The 17,534-nt window shown below is 60.8% G+C and carries 8 protein-coding genes; 3 read left to right on the forward strand and 5 right to left on the reverse strand.

What is annotated here, in order from left to right:
* Positions 1-105 precede the first annotated feature (105 nt).
* Positions 106-1,548 (forward strand): hypothetical protein, encoded by a 1,443-nt coding sequence (locus tag AB4O36_RS08185; protein ID WP_460141435.1) that lies wholly within the window; start codon positions 106-108, stop codon positions 1,546-1,548.
* A 937-nt stretch (positions 1,549-2,485) separates the two neighbouring features.
* Here the strand turns inward: AB4O36_RS08185 and AB4O36_RS08190 are convergent.
* The 5 genes from AB4O36_RS08190 to AB4O36_RS08210 form a co-directional block, all read right to left on the reverse strand.
* Positions 2,486-3,514 carry a fimbrial protein gene (locus tag AB4O36_RS08190; RefSeq protein ID WP_460142126.1) on the reverse strand — a complete coding sequence of 343 codons (1,029 nt, stop codon included), beginning with the start codon at positions 3,512-3,514 and terminating at the stop codon, positions 2,486-2,488.
* Positions 3,515-3,618: 104 nt separating this feature from the next.
* On the reverse strand, positions 3,619-6,147 hold the full coding sequence (locus tag AB4O36_RS08195) for a fimbria/pilus outer membrane usher protein (protein ID WP_460141436.1): 2,529 nt from the start codon (positions 6,145-6,147) through the stop codon (positions 3,619-3,621).
* A 36-nt stretch (positions 6,148-6,183) separates the two neighbouring features.
* A complete protein-coding gene (locus tag AB4O36_RS08200) occupies positions 6,184-6,936 on the reverse strand; it encodes a fimbrial biogenesis chaperone (RefSeq protein WP_460141437.1) in 753 nt (250 codons plus the stop codon).
* Between the two features lie 100 nt (positions 6,937-7,036).
* Entirely contained in the window at positions 7,037-7,585 is a 549-nt protein-coding gene (locus tag AB4O36_RS08205; protein WP_460141438.1) for a fimbrial protein, read from the reverse strand.
* 346 nt (positions 7,586-7,931) lie between these two features.
* Positions 7,932-13,055, reverse strand: a complete 5,124-nt coding sequence (locus tag AB4O36_RS08210) for an RHS repeat domain-containing protein (RefSeq protein ID WP_460141439.1) — start codon at positions 13,053-13,055, stop codon at positions 7,932-7,934.
* Positions 13,056-13,369: 314 nt separating this feature from the next.
* Here AB4O36_RS08210 and AB4O36_RS08215 point away from each other — a divergent pair, with 314 nt between their 5' ends.
* Both AB4O36_RS08215 and AB4O36_RS08220 read left to right on the forward strand, forming a co-directional pair.
* Positions 13,370-15,139, forward strand: coding sequence for a hypothetical protein (locus tag AB4O36_RS08215; RefSeq protein ID WP_460141440.1), 1,770 nt, complete (start codon positions 13,370-13,372; stop codon positions 15,137-15,139).
* A 65-nt stretch (positions 15,140-15,204) separates the two neighbouring features.
* On the forward strand, positions 15,205-17,523 hold the full coding sequence (locus AB4O36_RS08220; RefSeq protein ID WP_460141441.1) for a hypothetical protein: 2,319 nt from the start codon (positions 15,205-15,207) through the stop codon (positions 17,521-17,523).
* Positions 17,524-17,534 lie beyond the last annotated feature (11 nt).

The raw sequence follows: 17,534 nt of genomic DNA on the forward strand, positions 1-17,534 counted from the left end.
GCTGTCTGTATCCCCGCGTCGTCTGGACTACCATCGCGAGCAAGCTCGCTCCTGCAGGGGGCGTGGGGCGGTTCTCTTCTTTGAGCGTTCGAGGAGAGTCTGTTCATGGCCAAGTCCACTGATGTGCTCATGCCCCCGCCTGAGGTTGTCGGGCTGCTGCCCGACAAACCCGGCGGCGAAACCAACCTGCTGCCCGAAGCCCTGACCCGCACCGACCTTAAGGTCTGGTTCACGGTGCCGTTGTATTCGGACCCCACCAAGGGCGAAGAGAAGGTCGAGCTGTTCGTGGACAACAACCCCAACCCGCTCGTCGTGCGCACGTGGGATCAGCCGATCACCGACACCGACCGTTATGTGCTGCTGCCCCAGCAATGGCTGCGCGCCAATGACGGTGAGCATTCGCTGCGGTATCGCGCGACGATCTACAACGGCGATTGGGAAGATTCCAACCCGCTGATCATGACCCTCGATACCCTGGCCCCAACCTTGGCGACCGCCAACGCCCTGGTGTTCCCGCCGGCGGTACTGCCGCCCAACAAACTCACCGCCCAATACCTCACGCAGAACAACGATCAGGTGAAGGCCGGCATCCCCCTCTACACGACTCCCAAGCCGTGGGATCGCATCACCTGGTATTGGAGCGACAGTGCCGGGGGTTACCAGCAGGCGGGCGTTATCGAACTGGACGACAAGAACTACACCGGCCCCCTGGATCTGGTGGCCAACGGCGACCTGATTCGCCTGCGCGGCAACGGTGCGCGGTTTGTGTCGTACAGCGTCGAGGACCGTGCGGGCAACAAGACGCCTTACGCCGTGCATGTCGAGCTGAGCGTGGACACCGCTGTCGTGCCCCGGGTATTGCCTCCGGCGAAAGTGCTGGAGGCCAGCAACAGCGGATCCAGCGGGGTGCTGGTGCCGACCCGGGCACTCAACGGTGCCACGGTGGAGCTGCCAGCAACGGCGGTCATCAATGACGACGAGCGGGTGGTGGTGTATTGGGCGCAGCCCGGTACGCCGGGGGACTACACCACCGAAACCCCGGTGGCACCAGGGTCGCGTCAGTACAGTATCCCCAAAACCAGAATCGCCCAGCACAGCGGTGGCAGCCTGACGGTGACCTATGAGGTTCACGAGCCGGGTGTGGCCAACCCGCACAAATCCCAGACCTACAACTTGCAGGTGGATGACATCAGCGGCCTGCCCACGGTCCAGTGCGAGGAGGATGATTCGGGCGGAAACCTGAGTCTGAAGGCCGTCACCGATTTTGCCAACTTCACCATGGAAAACTGGTCGTTCATGAGCACCGAACAGTTCGTCAGCGTGGAAGTGCGGGGCATCGACGCCAACATGCAGACCGTGGTGATCCCTGCGCTCGTCGAAGGTCCGGTACCGGAGGTGGCCCCGAAAATTCCCGTGGGGCGCATTTCCAAGGCGGACCTGCAACGCTTCAAGCTCAATGAGCGCCTTGAAGTGCGGGCCACGGTGAGCTTCGACGGCAAGCGCACCTGGAAACGCTTCGATTCGTTGCGACCGTTGCTCATCGCTTGACTCCCCACACCCTAAACCTGTAGCAGCGAGCTTGCTCGCGATGGAAGCCCAGACACCGCAGGCATCCAGACAGCCGACGTCACCGTTGACGACCATCGCGAGCATGCTCGTTTCTACAGGGATCGCGGTCGTCTGTAGGAGCGAGCATGCTCGCGAAAAATGGCCCAGACACCGCAGGCATCCAGACAGCCCACGTCACCGTTGACGACCATCGCGAGCAAGCTCGCTCCTACAGGGGATCGCGGTTGTCTGTAGGAGCGAGCTTGCTCGCGAAAAATAGCCCAGACACCGCAGGCATCCAGACAGCCCACGTCACCGTTGACGACCATCGCGAGCAAGCCCGCTCCCACAGGGGATCGCGGTTGTCTGTAGGAGCGAGCATGCTCGCGAAAAATAGCCCCGACACCGCAGGCATCCAGACAGCCTGCGTCACCGTTGACGACCATCGCGAGCATGCTCGCTCCTACAGGGGATCGCGGTTGTCTGTAGGAGCGAGCATGCTCGCGAAAAATAGCCCCGACACCGCAGGCATCCAGACAGCCTGCGTCACCGTTGACGACCATCGCGAGCATGCTCGCTCCTACAGGGGATCGCGGTTGCCTGTAGGGGCGAGCTTGCTCGCGAAAAATAGCCCAGACACCGCAGGCATCCAGACAGCCCACGTCACCGTTGACGACCATCGCGAGCAAGCTCGCTCCTACAGGGGATCGCGGTTGTCTGTAGGAGCGAGCTTGCTCGCGAAAAATAGCCCAGACACCGCAGGCATCCAGACAGCCCACGTCACCGTTGACGACCATCGCGAGCAAGCTCGCTCCTACAGGGGATCGCGGTCTACTGTAGGAGCGAGCTTGCTCGCGATGGTAGACCAAACACCGCAGGCATCCAGGCAGCCCGCGTCACCGTTGACGACCATCGCGGGCAAGCCCGCTCCTACAGGTCATTTGTAGGTCAGGGTGAAACTCAACGCCCCCTTGGCCAGGCCCGGGTGGACGGCGTTGGGTGGGTCGGTCTGGTAGAAGCGGGCCTGGAAATCGAGCTGCGTATTGCCTGGCGTGATGGCGATCAGCGGGACCTCGGTGGCCAGTTCCACCGGGGTGCCATCGCCCTTGAGCACCTGGATGCCCATGCCCTTGGCGCTGGAATCGGTGGTCAGGCTGAAAATGCCATTGGCCGGCGGGCCGATGGGCGCCGATCCGAGGATACCTTCCAGGCGAATGTTGGCGGTGGCGACAAAACCATTACCGGTGTCAGTCTCGCATTGACTCAGGGAAATCCTGAAGGGCACCGCCGTGGTGGTGTAGCCTGGCCCGGTGAAATCGCTGGTGTCCCAGTCGCCCAGCAGCACGGGGTCGGCACTCACCGGGTTGGCGCTGACGCTGCACTGCGCGGGAATGATGGTGCCGGTCAGGCCGTAGCCGAACACCTTGCCCAGGTCACTCATGTGGCCACTGAATAGCTCCCGGCCATCGAGCACCTGCGGGCCGGGTGCGATGGGCCCGGTTTTGACCAGGGTGATGCGGTTGTGCAGGCTGTTGAGCGAAATATACGTCAGCAGCATACGGTCGTTGAACGCGTCGTAGGGCACCGTGGGCGGGCCGACGGGGTGGAAGGTATTGTCCGCCTGGCCATTGAGCGGGTAGGCGAGTTTGACCCGCACACCCACGCCCGGGATGTTGGTTTGCAGGATCTTGCCGGTGACGTCCTCGCCGTCGATCGGGTCGATCGGCCCCGGGAAAATGCCGGTGGTCGCACGCGCGTTGAATTCCAGGTTGCGCGTGCCGTCGTTCATGCACCGGGCGATCAGGCCCGCATTGTTGGGAGTGGCATGGTTGACGTCGACACTGCCGATGACCGTGCCCACGCGGGCATCGCGCGGGACATACAACGAGCCGACATCGCGCTGGTAGTTCATGGTCGCCGGCCCGCCGGTATTCCAGGTGCAATTGGCCATCGCCAGGGGTGCCATGCAGCTGGCGGCCAGTGCCGCGCCCTGCAACAGGCGATGTGTTGAAGATTTCATCGGTTTTTTCCTCGCAACCGCGTCAAGGGTGGCAACTGGTTGGGCGCAGGTCACAGGCATGTCAGTGCCTGCAAACGGTAGCCCTGGGCCTGTTCCATGGTGGCGGGGTCGATGCTCAGGCGGCACTGCGGCTCGGCCTGTTCGCCCCAGTGCACATTCAGTGTCTGCGGTTCTGCGCCACTGGACAGCAGGACCTGGCCGGCCTGGCCGACAATGCCCATGACCGTGCCGTCGGCAGCACTGAGCTGGGCGCCGAAGGGCAGCGGCACGCCTTCGGTGGTGCGCGTGGTGATGACCATGCGGTTGACCGCACGCGCGGCAAAGTCCGCCTTGACCACCGCGCCGCGGCGCGGCACGACCTGGGTCGCACCGTTGTCGATTTCCACTTCGGGGCCCAGGTGATCGGTTTGCAACACCACCGGGTTCAGACGATAAGGCTGCAAATGCGGCATCAGCGCATAACCCTTGGCATCGGTTTTGACCCCGGTGGCGTTGACGATGCCGACGCCTTCGATGTCCGGCACCTGCACCAGTGCGCTGGTTTCGCCCAGGTTCGGGCCCAGGGCAATACCGTCGGCGTGCACGAGCACGGCGCCGCTGGCGTTGATCGAGGTGCTGCGGAAGTCGTTGGCCTGGGTCAGACCGGCCCCGACACTGCCGAAGGGCGCCTGATAACCTACCGACAGCGAAGCGGCCTGTTGGCGACCCTCGTTGTTGCTCAGGCTGGCGCGGTAATTGAGGCGGTTTTCGTCGAGGTTGCCGCCCAGACTGGCGCGCTGGCTGTAGCGGCTGCCGTTGTTCTGCAGGTCGAAGGTCGCGTTGCTGGTGTGGCCGAAATCCAGCGGCATCGACAGGCTCAGGCCGAACTGGCGGTCCTTGTCGCCGCCGTTGCGGTCATCGCTCAGCGACTGCGAGGCATACAGGTTGACGCTCAGGTGTTGCAGCTGGGTACTGAAGTTGAACTGGAACTGGCGCTGTTCGTAGTCGCTGCCCCAATAATCCTGGTGGGACAGGGTCAGGCTCAGCGAACTGCGCGAGCCGATGTGCTGGTAGATGGACGTTTCCAGGCGACTGCGGCGGTTGCCATAGTAGTGCGTACTTTGTTTGCGCTGGCGCACGGCCTCCTCGAAATCGCGGTAGCCTTCGGTGGAATAACGGTAACCGGCAAAACGCAGGCTGGTGCGAGTGGCGAAGGATTTGCCGTATTTCACCGCGTAGCTCATTCCCTGCACCTGACCGATGTTGCGGGTATCTATGTCGGCGTCGGAGCGCGTGACATCCAGCGCCACTGCGCCGAACTCCCCCAGATCGCGGGCGACGCCCAGGGAGCCGGCGCGATAGAACTCGCTGGCCATCAGGCCGCCATACAACGTGGTGTTCCAGATCGTGCCCATGGCCAGCGTGCCTTGCCACAGCAACGGGTCTTCGAGCTTGCTGGTGGGGTTGTAGCGTCCCACTGCGCCGGTGTAGCGCCACACCCCTTCACGCAACAGGTTATTGATGCTGGAGTAGGGCTGGCTGAAACGGCGCACCTGGCCATCTGCCTCGGTGAGCACCACTTCCAGCTCACCGCTGCCGCCGACGGTGCTGAGGTCGTCGATCTCATAGGGTCCGGCGCTGACATAGGTCGAGTAGATCGGGTAACCGTTCTGCAACACTTCGAGCTTGGCGCGCGACTGCGCCACACCACGGATGATCGGCGCATAACCCTGCATCGCATCGGGCAACATGCCCAGGTCCGAGCCCACCAGTGCACCGGTGATCGGCACGCTGCGAAAGACGTCGCCGCCGGTGAACGTTTCACCCAGTGTCAGGTTGGCATGAGTACCGGGCAAATCCCGTTGCGCATAGGTGTAGGCGCGTGTCCATTGACGCTTGCCGTCTTCGTTCTGGCGTAGCGACTGGTTGCTGCGCAGGCGCCAGGCGCCCAGGTTGATGCCGCTGTTGAGGTACAGGTCTTCACTGTTGTTCTTGCCGCCGTAGCGGCTGGAGCCCTGTTGTGCGGCCACCTGGTAACTGACGAAAGCGGCGTTGATGCCGTAGTCCCACAGGTCGGGGTCGACGCGACCGATTACGTCACGGCGCATGGCGATCTGCGGAATCGAGATGGCCAGTACCAGCTTGCCGCCATCGAAGTCGATTTCGGCTCCGGGGATCAGGCTGAACAGGTTCACGCACGGGCCGTTGAGCAAGCTCGGGTCGGCGACGCTGGCGAGTCGCACGCCCAGTTCTTCGAGTAAACCGGCGGACAGGCACGGCAACAGACGTTGCGTGCCGGGGTCGAATTCAAAGTCCAGTTCGCGCTGGCCGAAATAGCGCAGGTTGATCTGCACATCGACCCAATAGCGGCCGGGCCCCAGGTCCTGGGTGTTACCCAGTGCGCGCAGGGCCAGGGAGCCGGCATCACCGGCATGGGCGGCGCTCTGACGCATGAAGCCGCTCTGGAATTGCACGGGCTCTGTGCCATGCGCCGATTGGAATTCCAGCAGCATCAGGCCGCTGCCACCGATAACCAGCAGCCGGGCAAAAGGCAGGCGCGCAGGCACGGCCGCACCCCCGCGCTCGGGTAGTGAAATCATGATGAGTGTTCCTGGCGGTTGAGTGCGGGGAGTGCCCTAAGGGGCGAGTTGAATCGGCAGGGTCAAGGGCGTGCTGAAGCCGCCAAAGTCGTTGATGGCCGAGAAGGTTGCCTGCAAGCCCTGGCTGGGCTTGATGGCGTCGAGCACGAAATGCTGCTGGTTCATGGGGTCAACCATGGCGGGGTTTTGCACGGTCTGTTTCTGACCGTTGCCGCTGATTTCGACGCGGTTGAAAGACACGTGGAACGGCGTCGGGTTGTTCACCACCAGGTGCACCTGGCTACCCACCCGCTTGAGCGACCATTGCAGGTCCTTCAGGCGCGCCATGGGGTTGTCCTTCAACTGGGCAGGACGGTAGAACAGCTTGATACGCGTGCGCAGGGCGATGTTCAGCACGTTGCCGTCCAAAGCCTCGGCCTGTGGAATTTCCTGCACGTTGAAATAGAACAACGACTCGCGATCTTCGGGCAGCGCGTTGGGCAAGCCGTTGATCTGCACCTGTTGCTCCTTGCCCGGGTTGAGCCGGAACAACGGCGGCGAGGGCATGAAGGGCACGGCGGTGGTGTCATCATCACTGGCGGTGTTGACCCAGGTCTGCACGGCGAACGGTCGATTGCTGGGGTTGGAGACGATCACTGAAGTGCTGCGCTTGTCGCTGCCAAAAACCACTCGGGTTGCACCGATGCTCAGTGCCGCCTGGGCGGCGGGGATGTGAGCGAGCAACATGAACGCCACGCACAAACCGGCAGCGTAGCGCGAGACAGCGGGTAACGGGGTGTTGCCAGGCATGGGTGTTCTCCTTCATGCGTGCGGCCAGCGAGGCTCGCCGCACGCATCGAAAACACTGGAACACGACGCGCCGGGCGTCGTGTCCAGAGGGCAGGGGTTATCAGTTGATGGCGACGACGAACTGGATGTCTGCGGATGCCGTACCGGCTGTCACGGTGGCAGCGGTGGAGCGGTAGTAGGCGTTGAAGATCATGTCGGTGGAGCCAGTGTCATTGAGTGCGTACTCCGCGGACTCCGCGCCAGGCTTCAACGGGCCGGCGTTGTCGTGCAGGGAGATCACCACGTTCTTGGCTCCGTCGCTGGTCGGCGTCACGGCGAAGTAATCGCCCGAGCTGTCAGCGTTGCCGTTGAACACCACCTTGGCCACGTTGTCGGCCGGGTTGAAACCGCAACCGGCACCGGCGGTTACACGCAGGCCGAAGCTCTTGCCCTTGAATTCCTGGCCGATGGCGGTGAAGCGGCTGGCCTCGATGGTGCCCATCTTGACCTGGTTGCCGATGGAACCATCCTCCGGGTTGATGATTTCAATCGGGCAGGTGGCGCTGGTAATGCGACCTTCGAAGTTGATGACCCCGCTGTTGGCAAATGCCGAAGTACCAGCCAGTGCCGCGGAAAGACCCAGGGAAAGTGCGATCAGTTGCTTCTTCATGATGAATCCTTAAAAGGGTGTTGTGTGCAAGTAGTGGCATGTATTGGTGATGCACTTACTTACAAACTTTTCAGAGGTTGTTTTTGCAGCGGTGTCATGACGGGAGGGGATGGTAGAGAGGTTTGTAGGAGAGGGGTAGTGAGGTAACCCGTTGAAATGTGGACTTATGTTGTGGGAAAAGTCGTTAGTGAAGGTAGGGTGTGAGGAGGGAGGTAGTGTAAGTTTTGTAGGATTTATTTGTGGGAAGGTGAAGTGGAGGGGGCTGCTGTGCGCAATTGTTGGAGGGGGCAAGTCGGGTAGGTAAAAATCGGCGACATAATGAAGTATGTCGCCGAGTTAAAGAGGATCATCCTTTGACTATGTTTGCTTGCCTGAGAGGGCCCGTATGATTAATTTTGAAGCTTTTTGGCATCATCACGAGGTTGTTACCCACGTCTACAGCAGCACTCACATTTCCATCATTCAGGGCCGCCGCCGCCGCGATGATTTGTTTTTGCCACAAGTCATCAGCTCGTGATGGCGCTGGTTTGTCGGGTACTACCGTTTTTTTCAGGTTTGCCTTTACCCCGCGCAGTGCGCCCTGGCTGACAGGGGGCCTCACGCCGACATTCGACGCCGGTGAAGTGCCACTGGTGGAAGCGACTGCATCATCCACTACAGGTGGTACCCGCGCAGCGCTTCTGCCAGCCGTTTGCGGACTATTGTTGATGAGGTCTGCAGCCCTGGATCTTGGTGGTTGGTTGTTTCCAACTTTCCGTATACGCAGGCGTCGTAAAAATTGCCATCCATCTGAGTTCCGATTGCTCGCCGCGACAATTGAGCTGCCCGAGCTACTCGATGCAACCGAGCTACTCGATCCAATTGAGCTACCCGACCCCACCGAACTGATCGAACCCGCCGAGCGCACTGAGGCGGCCGAGTCGGCCACGCTCGCCGCAACTCCTGCCGTCTTGAAAAACGAAGCCGCCATGCCGAACCCGACGGCGGCTATCCCGGTCACGAGCGAAACGAGCCCAAAGATTCCGGCTTTGGTGTTGGAGTCCGGGTTGTCGTTGGCGGCAGCATCGGCACTGAACGCGGTGGCGGCAGCACCCGTGACGGTGGAGGCGGCCAGGGCTGCCGTCTTGGCGATGGTAAAGTACAAGGCCTTGCCGAACAGCGGCGCGAGCTTGCCCGCGGTCAGCACCGTGGCCACGCCCGCAGCGACGGTGCCGACGACGCCCACCGCCACGAAGATCCAGCTCATGACGTCACTACCGCCTGATACGGGCGTAACGGCGTCTTCGTCGGGGCGACGCAAGCGGCCGCTGAAACCGATGGCCTGATGCCCGGTGGGGTCGCGCAGGGCGATCGGATTGCCCAGGCAATAGCAGTAGGGGTTGATGCCGCCGCCGTCGAACGGGGCCAGCGAGTCCGGGCTGTGAAAGCGTTTGAGCACCGGGTTGTAGGCCCGGTAGCCGCGCCCGAGCAGGTACCAGCCCATGGCGTTTTCCAGTACTTCGCCATTGAACGCGGTCAGGCTTTGCATGGCCTGATCGCTGTGTTGATCGCCGTAGGCGCCGTACACTGCCGTACGCAGCACCTGCTGCTGGCTTTCGCCAATGACGCTGTTGCCCGCACCGGTCATCAACAGCAGGGTCTGCGTCGGATCGCCGGCTTCCTGCTGGCCGAGGGGTTGATCGCCCAGGTAAAGCAATTGCGTCTGGCGATCATCCTTGACGATGGCGTTCAGTTGCTCGTCCTTGTAGAAGCGCAAGGTGTCGTCACCGTTGCTGTCGCCGGTGTTGACCAGGTGGGAGTGGCCGTCATAGCGATACTCGCTGACCAGTTGCCCGGCGCTGTCCTCCACTTTCACCAGGCGGTTCTGGCTGTCGTAGGTCAGCAGGCGGCCCTGCTCGTCAACGCTCTGGTTGCCGTTGAGGTCGTAACTGAATGTCGGGTCGCCCGTGGGGCGGGTCGGGTTGTAGGTGATTTTTTGCAGCAGGCACGGATCACTGGGGGAGTAGCTGTAGAAGGCACGTTCGCTCTGGCCGTTGCTGAATCGGGTGGTGATCAGGGTCAGGCTGTCGAACTCGTTGAAATTGAAGATCTGCTCGACGTACTCCCGCCCCAGTTCATCGTGGGGCAGGGTGGTGCCGGAACAGTAGTGCTCGGTCAGGCGACCTCGCAGGTCGTACCCGAATCGTTCCTCCAGCAGGCTGACGGCGCCCTGCTTCAAGTGGCGGGTGTCCAGTAGTCCGTCGGCGCGCCAGGTCTGTTCCTGGGTCTGCGGTACCTGCTGGTCCACGACCATCGTACGCAGGCATTCCTGGCCCTGGTCGTCGTACTCGAACCGGGTGGTCAGTTGGCTGCTGGCGTTCAGGTCCCGGGTGCTGATCTCGCTGAGTTGACCCAGCCCATCGTAGCTGAAACCGGCCTCGAGCCCGCCCTGCACGGTACGGATGAGTCGCCCGATGGTGTCGTAATGATGCACGGTATCGAGCCCCGGGTCGTTGCCCTGTTTCAGATCGGTGCGCTTGAGCAGGGCACCGTTCATGGAGTGGGAAAACTGCGACTGCCAGGTCTTGCCCTGCGTGTCGATCCAGCGCTCTTCGGTCAACTGGTTGCTGGTGTTGTAGTCGTACTCCCGGGTACCCAGTTCGTTGCTCGCCCGGGTCAGGCGTGCACTGGTGTTGTCGTAGGAGAAGCTGGCATTTTCGTCCGGCGCCTGGCTGGCAATCGGCGCGGTGCTGAGCGGCAGGTTGTAGTCGTAGCGGATGGTGTCGTTGGCCGGTGTGATCAGGCTTTGTAGCTGTTCGCGGCCGCCTTCGTAGGTGTAACGCTCGGTGCGGGTGCCCGTGGTCATGCGGGTCAAGCGATCCAGGCCATCGAATTCGCGCTCACCCACCTGGGTGAACCGCACGCCATCGGTGCTGCTGCTCAGGGTCACCGCCAGTTCCGCCGCACTGTGCGGTGCGTACTCGCGCTTGACGATGGTGTTGTCGGGCAGCAGGGTGCGGGTCAGGCGCGAAAAGGCATCGTAGCTGTAGCGGGTCACCAGGTTGTTTTCGTCGGTCTCTTCGATGCAGTTGCCCAGCCCGTCGTATTGGTAGGTCCTCTTCGACAGTTCATCGCCCGCTGCATTCAGGGCGCGGATGCGCGATGGCTTGCCGAAACGGTTGAGCCAGGTTTCATTCAGGCCCGTGATCAACAAGCCGTCGCGGCTCTGCAACCAGCTACGGACAATCGGCCCATCGGACTCCTGGGTGCCGATCGGGTCATCGACGTCGAAGGCGATCACGCCGTCGGGACCGGTGATCTTGAACGGCTCGCCCCAGTCGTCGTACTCCTGCCGGCTAGTCACTTCCAGTCGGACACCGTCCAGCCAGTCGATCGCCGTGGCTTCGACGATATCCCCCCATTCGTTGTACTTCGACGCACTGGTTTGACGGGTGGAAGTCGGGTTGTCGGGATCGACATGGTCACGCTCCTCGTACACCACCCGGCCAAAGCCGTCGAGTACGCTGCGCGCAGTGATATCGCGGGCATTGATCACCCGTTGTTCGAGCTGTTCGCCGATGACCGTGCTGAGGCTCGACTCGTAGCGACGGCGGGCTTCATAGGGGGTGCCCAGGCCAACGACCTGCTCGACAAGGCGGCCAAGATTGTCGTAGACACTGCGGGTTTCGACGTCCTCGAAACGGCTCAACAGGGTCTGGCCGGTGAGCAGTGATTGTTGTTGCAGGGAGCTTCTGCTGGTGCTGTCAAAGTCATTGGCGGTGGTCTGCGTGGTCTGCAGCACCGGCACCTGGAACTCCGGGGAGTCGAGCTTTTCGTACAGGTAATCGTTGAAGGTCGACATACCGTTCAAGGTGACGGTTGCCCGCGAGACGCGGCCATGGAGGAACGCATCGTCAGGGTCATCGATGTGGCTGTAGACCATACGCTGCAACTCGGTTTCAGCGCCGCCACTGTGCAATTGCAGCAGGGTTTCACTCTCGACGGTGTGATAGTCCGACAGCGGGCTGGGGCCCAGTGGGGTCAGGGCCTTGTAGGTGTAGCGGGTGCACAGTGTTGGCGCATCGCCTGGGGCCGAGGGCGCCGGGGTCACCGTGCGCTCTTTCAGGTGACGCACAAAGCCCTCGGGGTCGCTGGCCGAGGGGGGCAGCCAGGTTTTGGTCTCGACCACACCGTTGGGCAGGGTCTGTGTCAGTGGGTTGCCGTGGATGTCGTAGGTACTGGTCGCCGTTTCGCTGCGCTGCAGGGCCACGTTGTCCTGGTAGGTCCACAACGTGGTGACCTGTCTGGGTAACTGGAAATAGTTGGGCTGTGCAGCGAAGGATTTGTCTTCATCCACGAAGTACTCGGTCCTGACGATTTGCACATGGTTGTTCTGGGTCGTGGTTTTTTCCGTGAGCAAGTGGAACTGATTGTAGGTGTATTCGATGGTGCGCACCGCACTGCCGGCGATCATCAGTTTTTCCACGCAGGTGTACTGGTAGCGCCCGCGCAGGGTGTAGAGATTATCGAGGCCCGAGGGGTCCCAGGCGATGGTGCGCCCGCCACCGAGAAAGTTCTCCACGCCGGGGTAGCTGTAGCCGACCCGCACCATCGGCTGCCCGGCGCCCGGGTCCAGGCGATGCTCGGTGATCCGCGGCAGTGGGTCCATGTTGTTTCCCGTGGGGTATTGATGGCCGGCATCGTTATAGAACATCTGCTCACGACTGCCACCGGGGGTCTCAATCTGGGTGATGCACAAGTGCTGTCCCTTGAGCAGGTAGTCGAAGCGCCAGGCAGCCTTGCTGTCGTCCGGCAGCACGATCCGGCTGACGCGTCGGTCGTTGGTGGCCAGCTCCATGACAAACCGCGTCCACGGGGTGCCACCGGGGCCGGCCAGCGGCAGTAGCAGCACCTCCAGTTGGAAGTCGGTGCGCTTGACCGACATCAGCAGCAGGCCGGCTTCATCCCTGATCGCCGTGAGCAACTGGTGAACGCCGGCGAAGGTCGTGTACTCCAGCGTAATGAAGTTACCCACGGGCGAGTAAATCCTGGTCGGCACGGCCACCCGGTTTTGCAGGCTGCCTTTGACTTCAAGAATTTCCACCATGCCGGACTTGTGCACGACGCGAAACTGGTTGGCGGTGTCCTCGTAGAAATGGAAGGTGTCGAGTTTCTTTTCCTTCATCAGCAATTGCCCGTTGCCGTCGGTGCCGGTCACCTTGAAGGATTCCCCGGTGCTGAGCGAGAGCACCTGGTTGGACAACGTGTACTGCGACAGCTGCATGTCCCAACCCAGGCCCCAACCGCTGTCCACCAGCGAAAGTGGGCTATACCCAAGCGCCAACTGGAAACCCGGCCCACGCAGGCCGTTGGCGATGATCTCCCCGAGGTTGACCGAGATGCTGTACAGGCCGGTGCGCGGGTTGACCCCCGCCTGCATGGCACTCAGGAAATTGTTGGCGTTGGAGTGCAGGGACGTTTGGGCAGCCATGGGTATCGACCTCCAGCTTGGAATGTGCAGGAAACTGCTGGGCTTTTTCGCCCTGGAACGCTTGGTGTGGGTGTTTGCCAACGCCCACCCGAGTGCGCGTAAAAGCACGGTGGGCAGCACCGCCGAAGCAGGCCGACCCCTGCACGCGGACAGGTTTCGCAGCAAACCATATCAGCAAGAAATCGGCTGCGAACCTATCAGTTCTGATAGTGGGCAGAACGCCCGTCGAGGCGTAAAACGGTGACATCCGCAAGGGTCGCCTCGGTGATCCGGTCCCTGCAATCGACGCCCGTCGGCATCAAGGAGTCATCAGGATGGCTGCCACGCTACCCCCGCCTGAAGTGCCCGCACTCGGCGCCGACAATACGATCGACCTGGACCAGTTGGGCACCGACGACCTGATCACCTACATCAATCACCCGACCCTCAAGGAGGGCGACTTCCTCTGGCCTACCTGGTACGGCTGCGCGAGTAATGGCGACCCGAGGGACATGTTCACCACCCTGATCGAAGTCGGCCCCGGCGAGCTGGAGCCGGAAGGCAAGCAGGTGAGCATCGGCAACAACATGCTCCAGGCCCTGGACCAGGGCTACGTGTTCTACTCGTTCAAGTTGCATGACCCCAGCCAGCCGGACGAGCGCGGCGAGGAGTCCAAGCGGCGGTTTTTCTACGTGGGCAAACGGCCGTTCGCGCAGGCGTTGCCTGTGCCGCATTTTCGCCAGTCCCACGAGCTGCACGTCGACCTCAACTGGTTTCCCACGGGCCCGGCAACGGTGGTGGCATTGCCCTACAAGGCCATGTCGGTGGGCGACCGGGTGATCCTGGAAGCGGACCTGCATTTTGACGACGGCATGTACTGGGAAACCTTCCGCTCCACCAACACCCTGGTGGAGGCTGACATCGGCCAGCCGCAGAAGTGGCTGATCGACCGGGGCCGGCTGCAATCCATCGCCGATGGTTTCGCCCATCTGCGCTACGTGATCGAGTACGCCGATCCCACCACGCCCACCACCTCGGCAAGCCAGACCGTGCAGATCATTGCGCCCCCGAGCACCTTGCTGCCGGCGCCGGGCATCAAGAACTTCAACGGCAGTGACCTGGACCCGGACGTATTCCCCGACGGCATTTTCGTGGTGGTCGAGCCCTGGCCAGGCATGCAGCCCGGCGACAGCGTGGTGCTGTATGCCGACGGCGACAGTGCGGCCATCGCCTCGCTGCTCATCGACAGTTCGACGGTCGACAGCGGCATCGTCGAGTTGCACCTGGGCCATGTGTGGCTGGCGGCCAACGTCGGTCTTGAGGTCAGCCTGCATTACCAGCACGCCCGGGTCGGTACGGCAGGCACTTCGCAGCCGCTTAAAGTGACGCTCAGCAAACCGATCAAACTGCCCTGGCCGAATGTCGAAAAGGCCACGGCCGAGGGCGAGGGAAGGGGGCGTGTGTACGCCGAGGATGTGCTCGGCGGTGTCTATGTCAAGCTGCCTGCGGATGCTGAAATCAGCCCGGGGATGACGGTGCAGATGCACTGGGAAGGTCGTGGCAGTACCGGCAGCGTCATCGTCGATCACACAGCGGGCGACAAGGACCGTTTTCAGATTCCGGCCTCTGCCCTGCCGGCCAACCTGGAGCAGTGGGTCAACGTGTTCTACAAGGTTACCCCGCCTGGTAAGAATTCCGACGTATTCGAACTGCTGGTCAAGGACTTCCCCACCGCGAAGTGGCCCACCCTGCAGATCGAGGAACCGAAATCTCCCAACAATGTGATTTCGCTGGCCAAGGTCACCACCGGGGTGCTGTTCCGGCTCGATTCCTGGACCTTCATGGACAAGGGGCAGCGGGTCAGGATAACCGTGGACGGCAAGTCCTCGAGCGATGACAAGGAAACCTTCGATTTGCGGGTGGGCGACGCAGAGGTCGTGACCGAAGAGGAGTATTTCGCCGGTCAGTTGTTTGCCGAACTGCCATTGGCTTTTCTGCAGAAGTTAAAGCTGAACGAACACTTCAGCGTCGAAGTTTTTACAAGTTTCGACGATGGCGTCATTTACAAACAGTTTCCGTTCATCAATCCGCAACTGGTTGCCTGAAACACGTTTGCCGCCATTCCGCCCGTTGACGGCTGTTTTTACCTGAACGAACAAGGATCATGGTCATGTCCGATAATTCGCTTGAAAACTTGCTGACGTGGCTAAAGGAAACTTCCCGCATGTTGGATTGGGGGTTGATATTTGCGCTTGATCGGCAGAAGTCAAACTTACTGATTCGTCAGGAGTACATCAATAGATTCGGCGCCGGGAGTTTCATCAAGCCGATTTCAGGTGAGGTGGAATTGGTCGAAGGCAAATACGTGGAGCGAATCCAGAACTTTATGTTAAGTGTTCCAGTACTGTCTTTTGCCAACACCGGACTGAATGACTCCAAAGCCCAACTGACCATGAATGTAATGGGTGGCGACCAAATTACCCTGGCCCAGGATGGCGATGGCTGGAATGCTATCAAGGTGGAAGTGATCGACCCCCTGCAAAGCCCGGAGTTGACGCTGATGTTATTACTGGCTGACGTGCCAGGGGAAATATCCGTTGAAGGGCGAGTGCGTCTGGATCTGAAACACAGCGATCAGTTTTTTCTGACTTTTGCCAACACTGACCATGCGAAGAGGTTAGGTGGGGAATTTTTTCATGACTATTTCAAGCAGCTCCCCGATGAGCAGAGGGTATACCCGCTCGGTGAGATAAAGCGCGGGAGCAACGTTCTGATGGATCCGCAGTCATTTGAATTGCGAACCCAGGCAATCAGCCCGGCGGCATGGGATCGCTCTTCGCAGGAGTTCGGTGAGGGTTGCATCGTGGTCCTGGTGCGGACCATGGCTCGTCATGGCGGTAACTATCCCGGGGACGGCTATCGGTATCTGCTTGCGCACAAGCAGGGCGTCAATTACTCGGCCAGTGTACTGTTCGATCGCCGGCGGGCGGCAGGGGATACTTTACTGAATGAAGTGACTCGTCTCGTCAACGGTGGTGGTTACAATTTCAACTTCAGTGATCACGGGCAACTCATATCGGCTGTTATCAAATCAGGAAGTCTGGAGTTGCCCAGTAGCGGCGGATCGACTTTTCTCCCCGGGCATCCGTCGCTGTTCGTCTGGATATTTAGCAAGATGCACCTGTCAGGTGTCGGCGAAGGTGCTCTAACCGTGCGCTTTGATGATAACAACGTCGTCATTGAGTGGGCGCCAGTAAGTGTGACGAGAATAACTTTAACGCCACTTGGCTCCTACCCGCTGGTACTCGATGCAGAGATTCTGATTGAGCTTCGGATTGAGTACGAACTACGCGAAACTGATGGCGAAATAATGTTGGAACAAGTCGCCATGGATGTGGGGTTGCAGTTTGGCAAGGTTGTCGAAGTTGAAAACCCGGCTGAAATGGATGAGCCAACCCGAAACATCCTGTTGGGCTTTGTCATGGGGCAAGGTGTATACGCCTCACTACTGGGTTATCTCAAAGTGGCATTTGCCGAATTGGTGAAACCCGAAGGTGCGATCAATGATTATCTTCAGCAGACAATCAGGCTGAATTTCGGCCGAGTGATCAGCGGCACCGAGTTTTTTGCACCCAATGACATCCTTCACGTTGCGCACATCAACCCCATCCAGACGTCCTTTGAAATCTCCCCGATGCAAAGCCTGCTTCGCCAGGGCACAACGCTGCAATTGTCCACGGTTCCAGTTGCACAAGGCGCGCAATGGAAAGTGGAAAACGTCACAGGGGAAACGGCCAATCCGGGCACGATCAGCAACACCGGCTTGTATCAGGCGCCCGTCCTGGACGAGCGTTACTTGCACGTGCGGGTGACGGCCACGGCTGACGATGGCAAGTACAGCGTGGCGTTACTGACCGTGGTGCAAAACGAACTGAATGTGAACCCGCGCATTCAGACGTGCGATGTCGGCAAGTCGGTGGAACTGCGAGCAGGCAGCCTGGGAACAGGCGCACGGCAGTGGAAGATCAAGAACCCCGTATCCGGTGAGAGTGGCCAACTGCGACCCAGCGATGTGCCCGGCGGTGATCACACCTATGAGCATGGCCCGGTAGTGCCCAAGAAGACCTTTGTGCTGGATGAGATCGAGGTGACCACCGCCAACGGTCCCGCCCAATCGGTGCATGTGCTGGCGCTGCAGAAAAAGCCCGCACTGACCGTGAAAGTGGTCAATTTTGATCTGGGTACCCGTGAGGTACAGCTGGAAGCCATTTCCAATGGCGATGCGTATCCCGCCGAGTGGAGTGTGGCGCTCGGGCCGGGAACGATCGATGCCAATGGCCTGTATACCGCGCCGGCCACGACTACTGAGCATTTCGTGCTGATTTTCGCAGCGATCGACAGCGGAATGATGGGCTGGTTTGAAGGTTTCATGATTCTGTCACTACCGCTGCATGAGTTCCCGGCGGTGCTCAGCCGGATAACGCGATGAGCGTTGTGCAT

It is taken from the genome of Pseudomonas sp. S2_E01 (assembly GCF_054668365.1).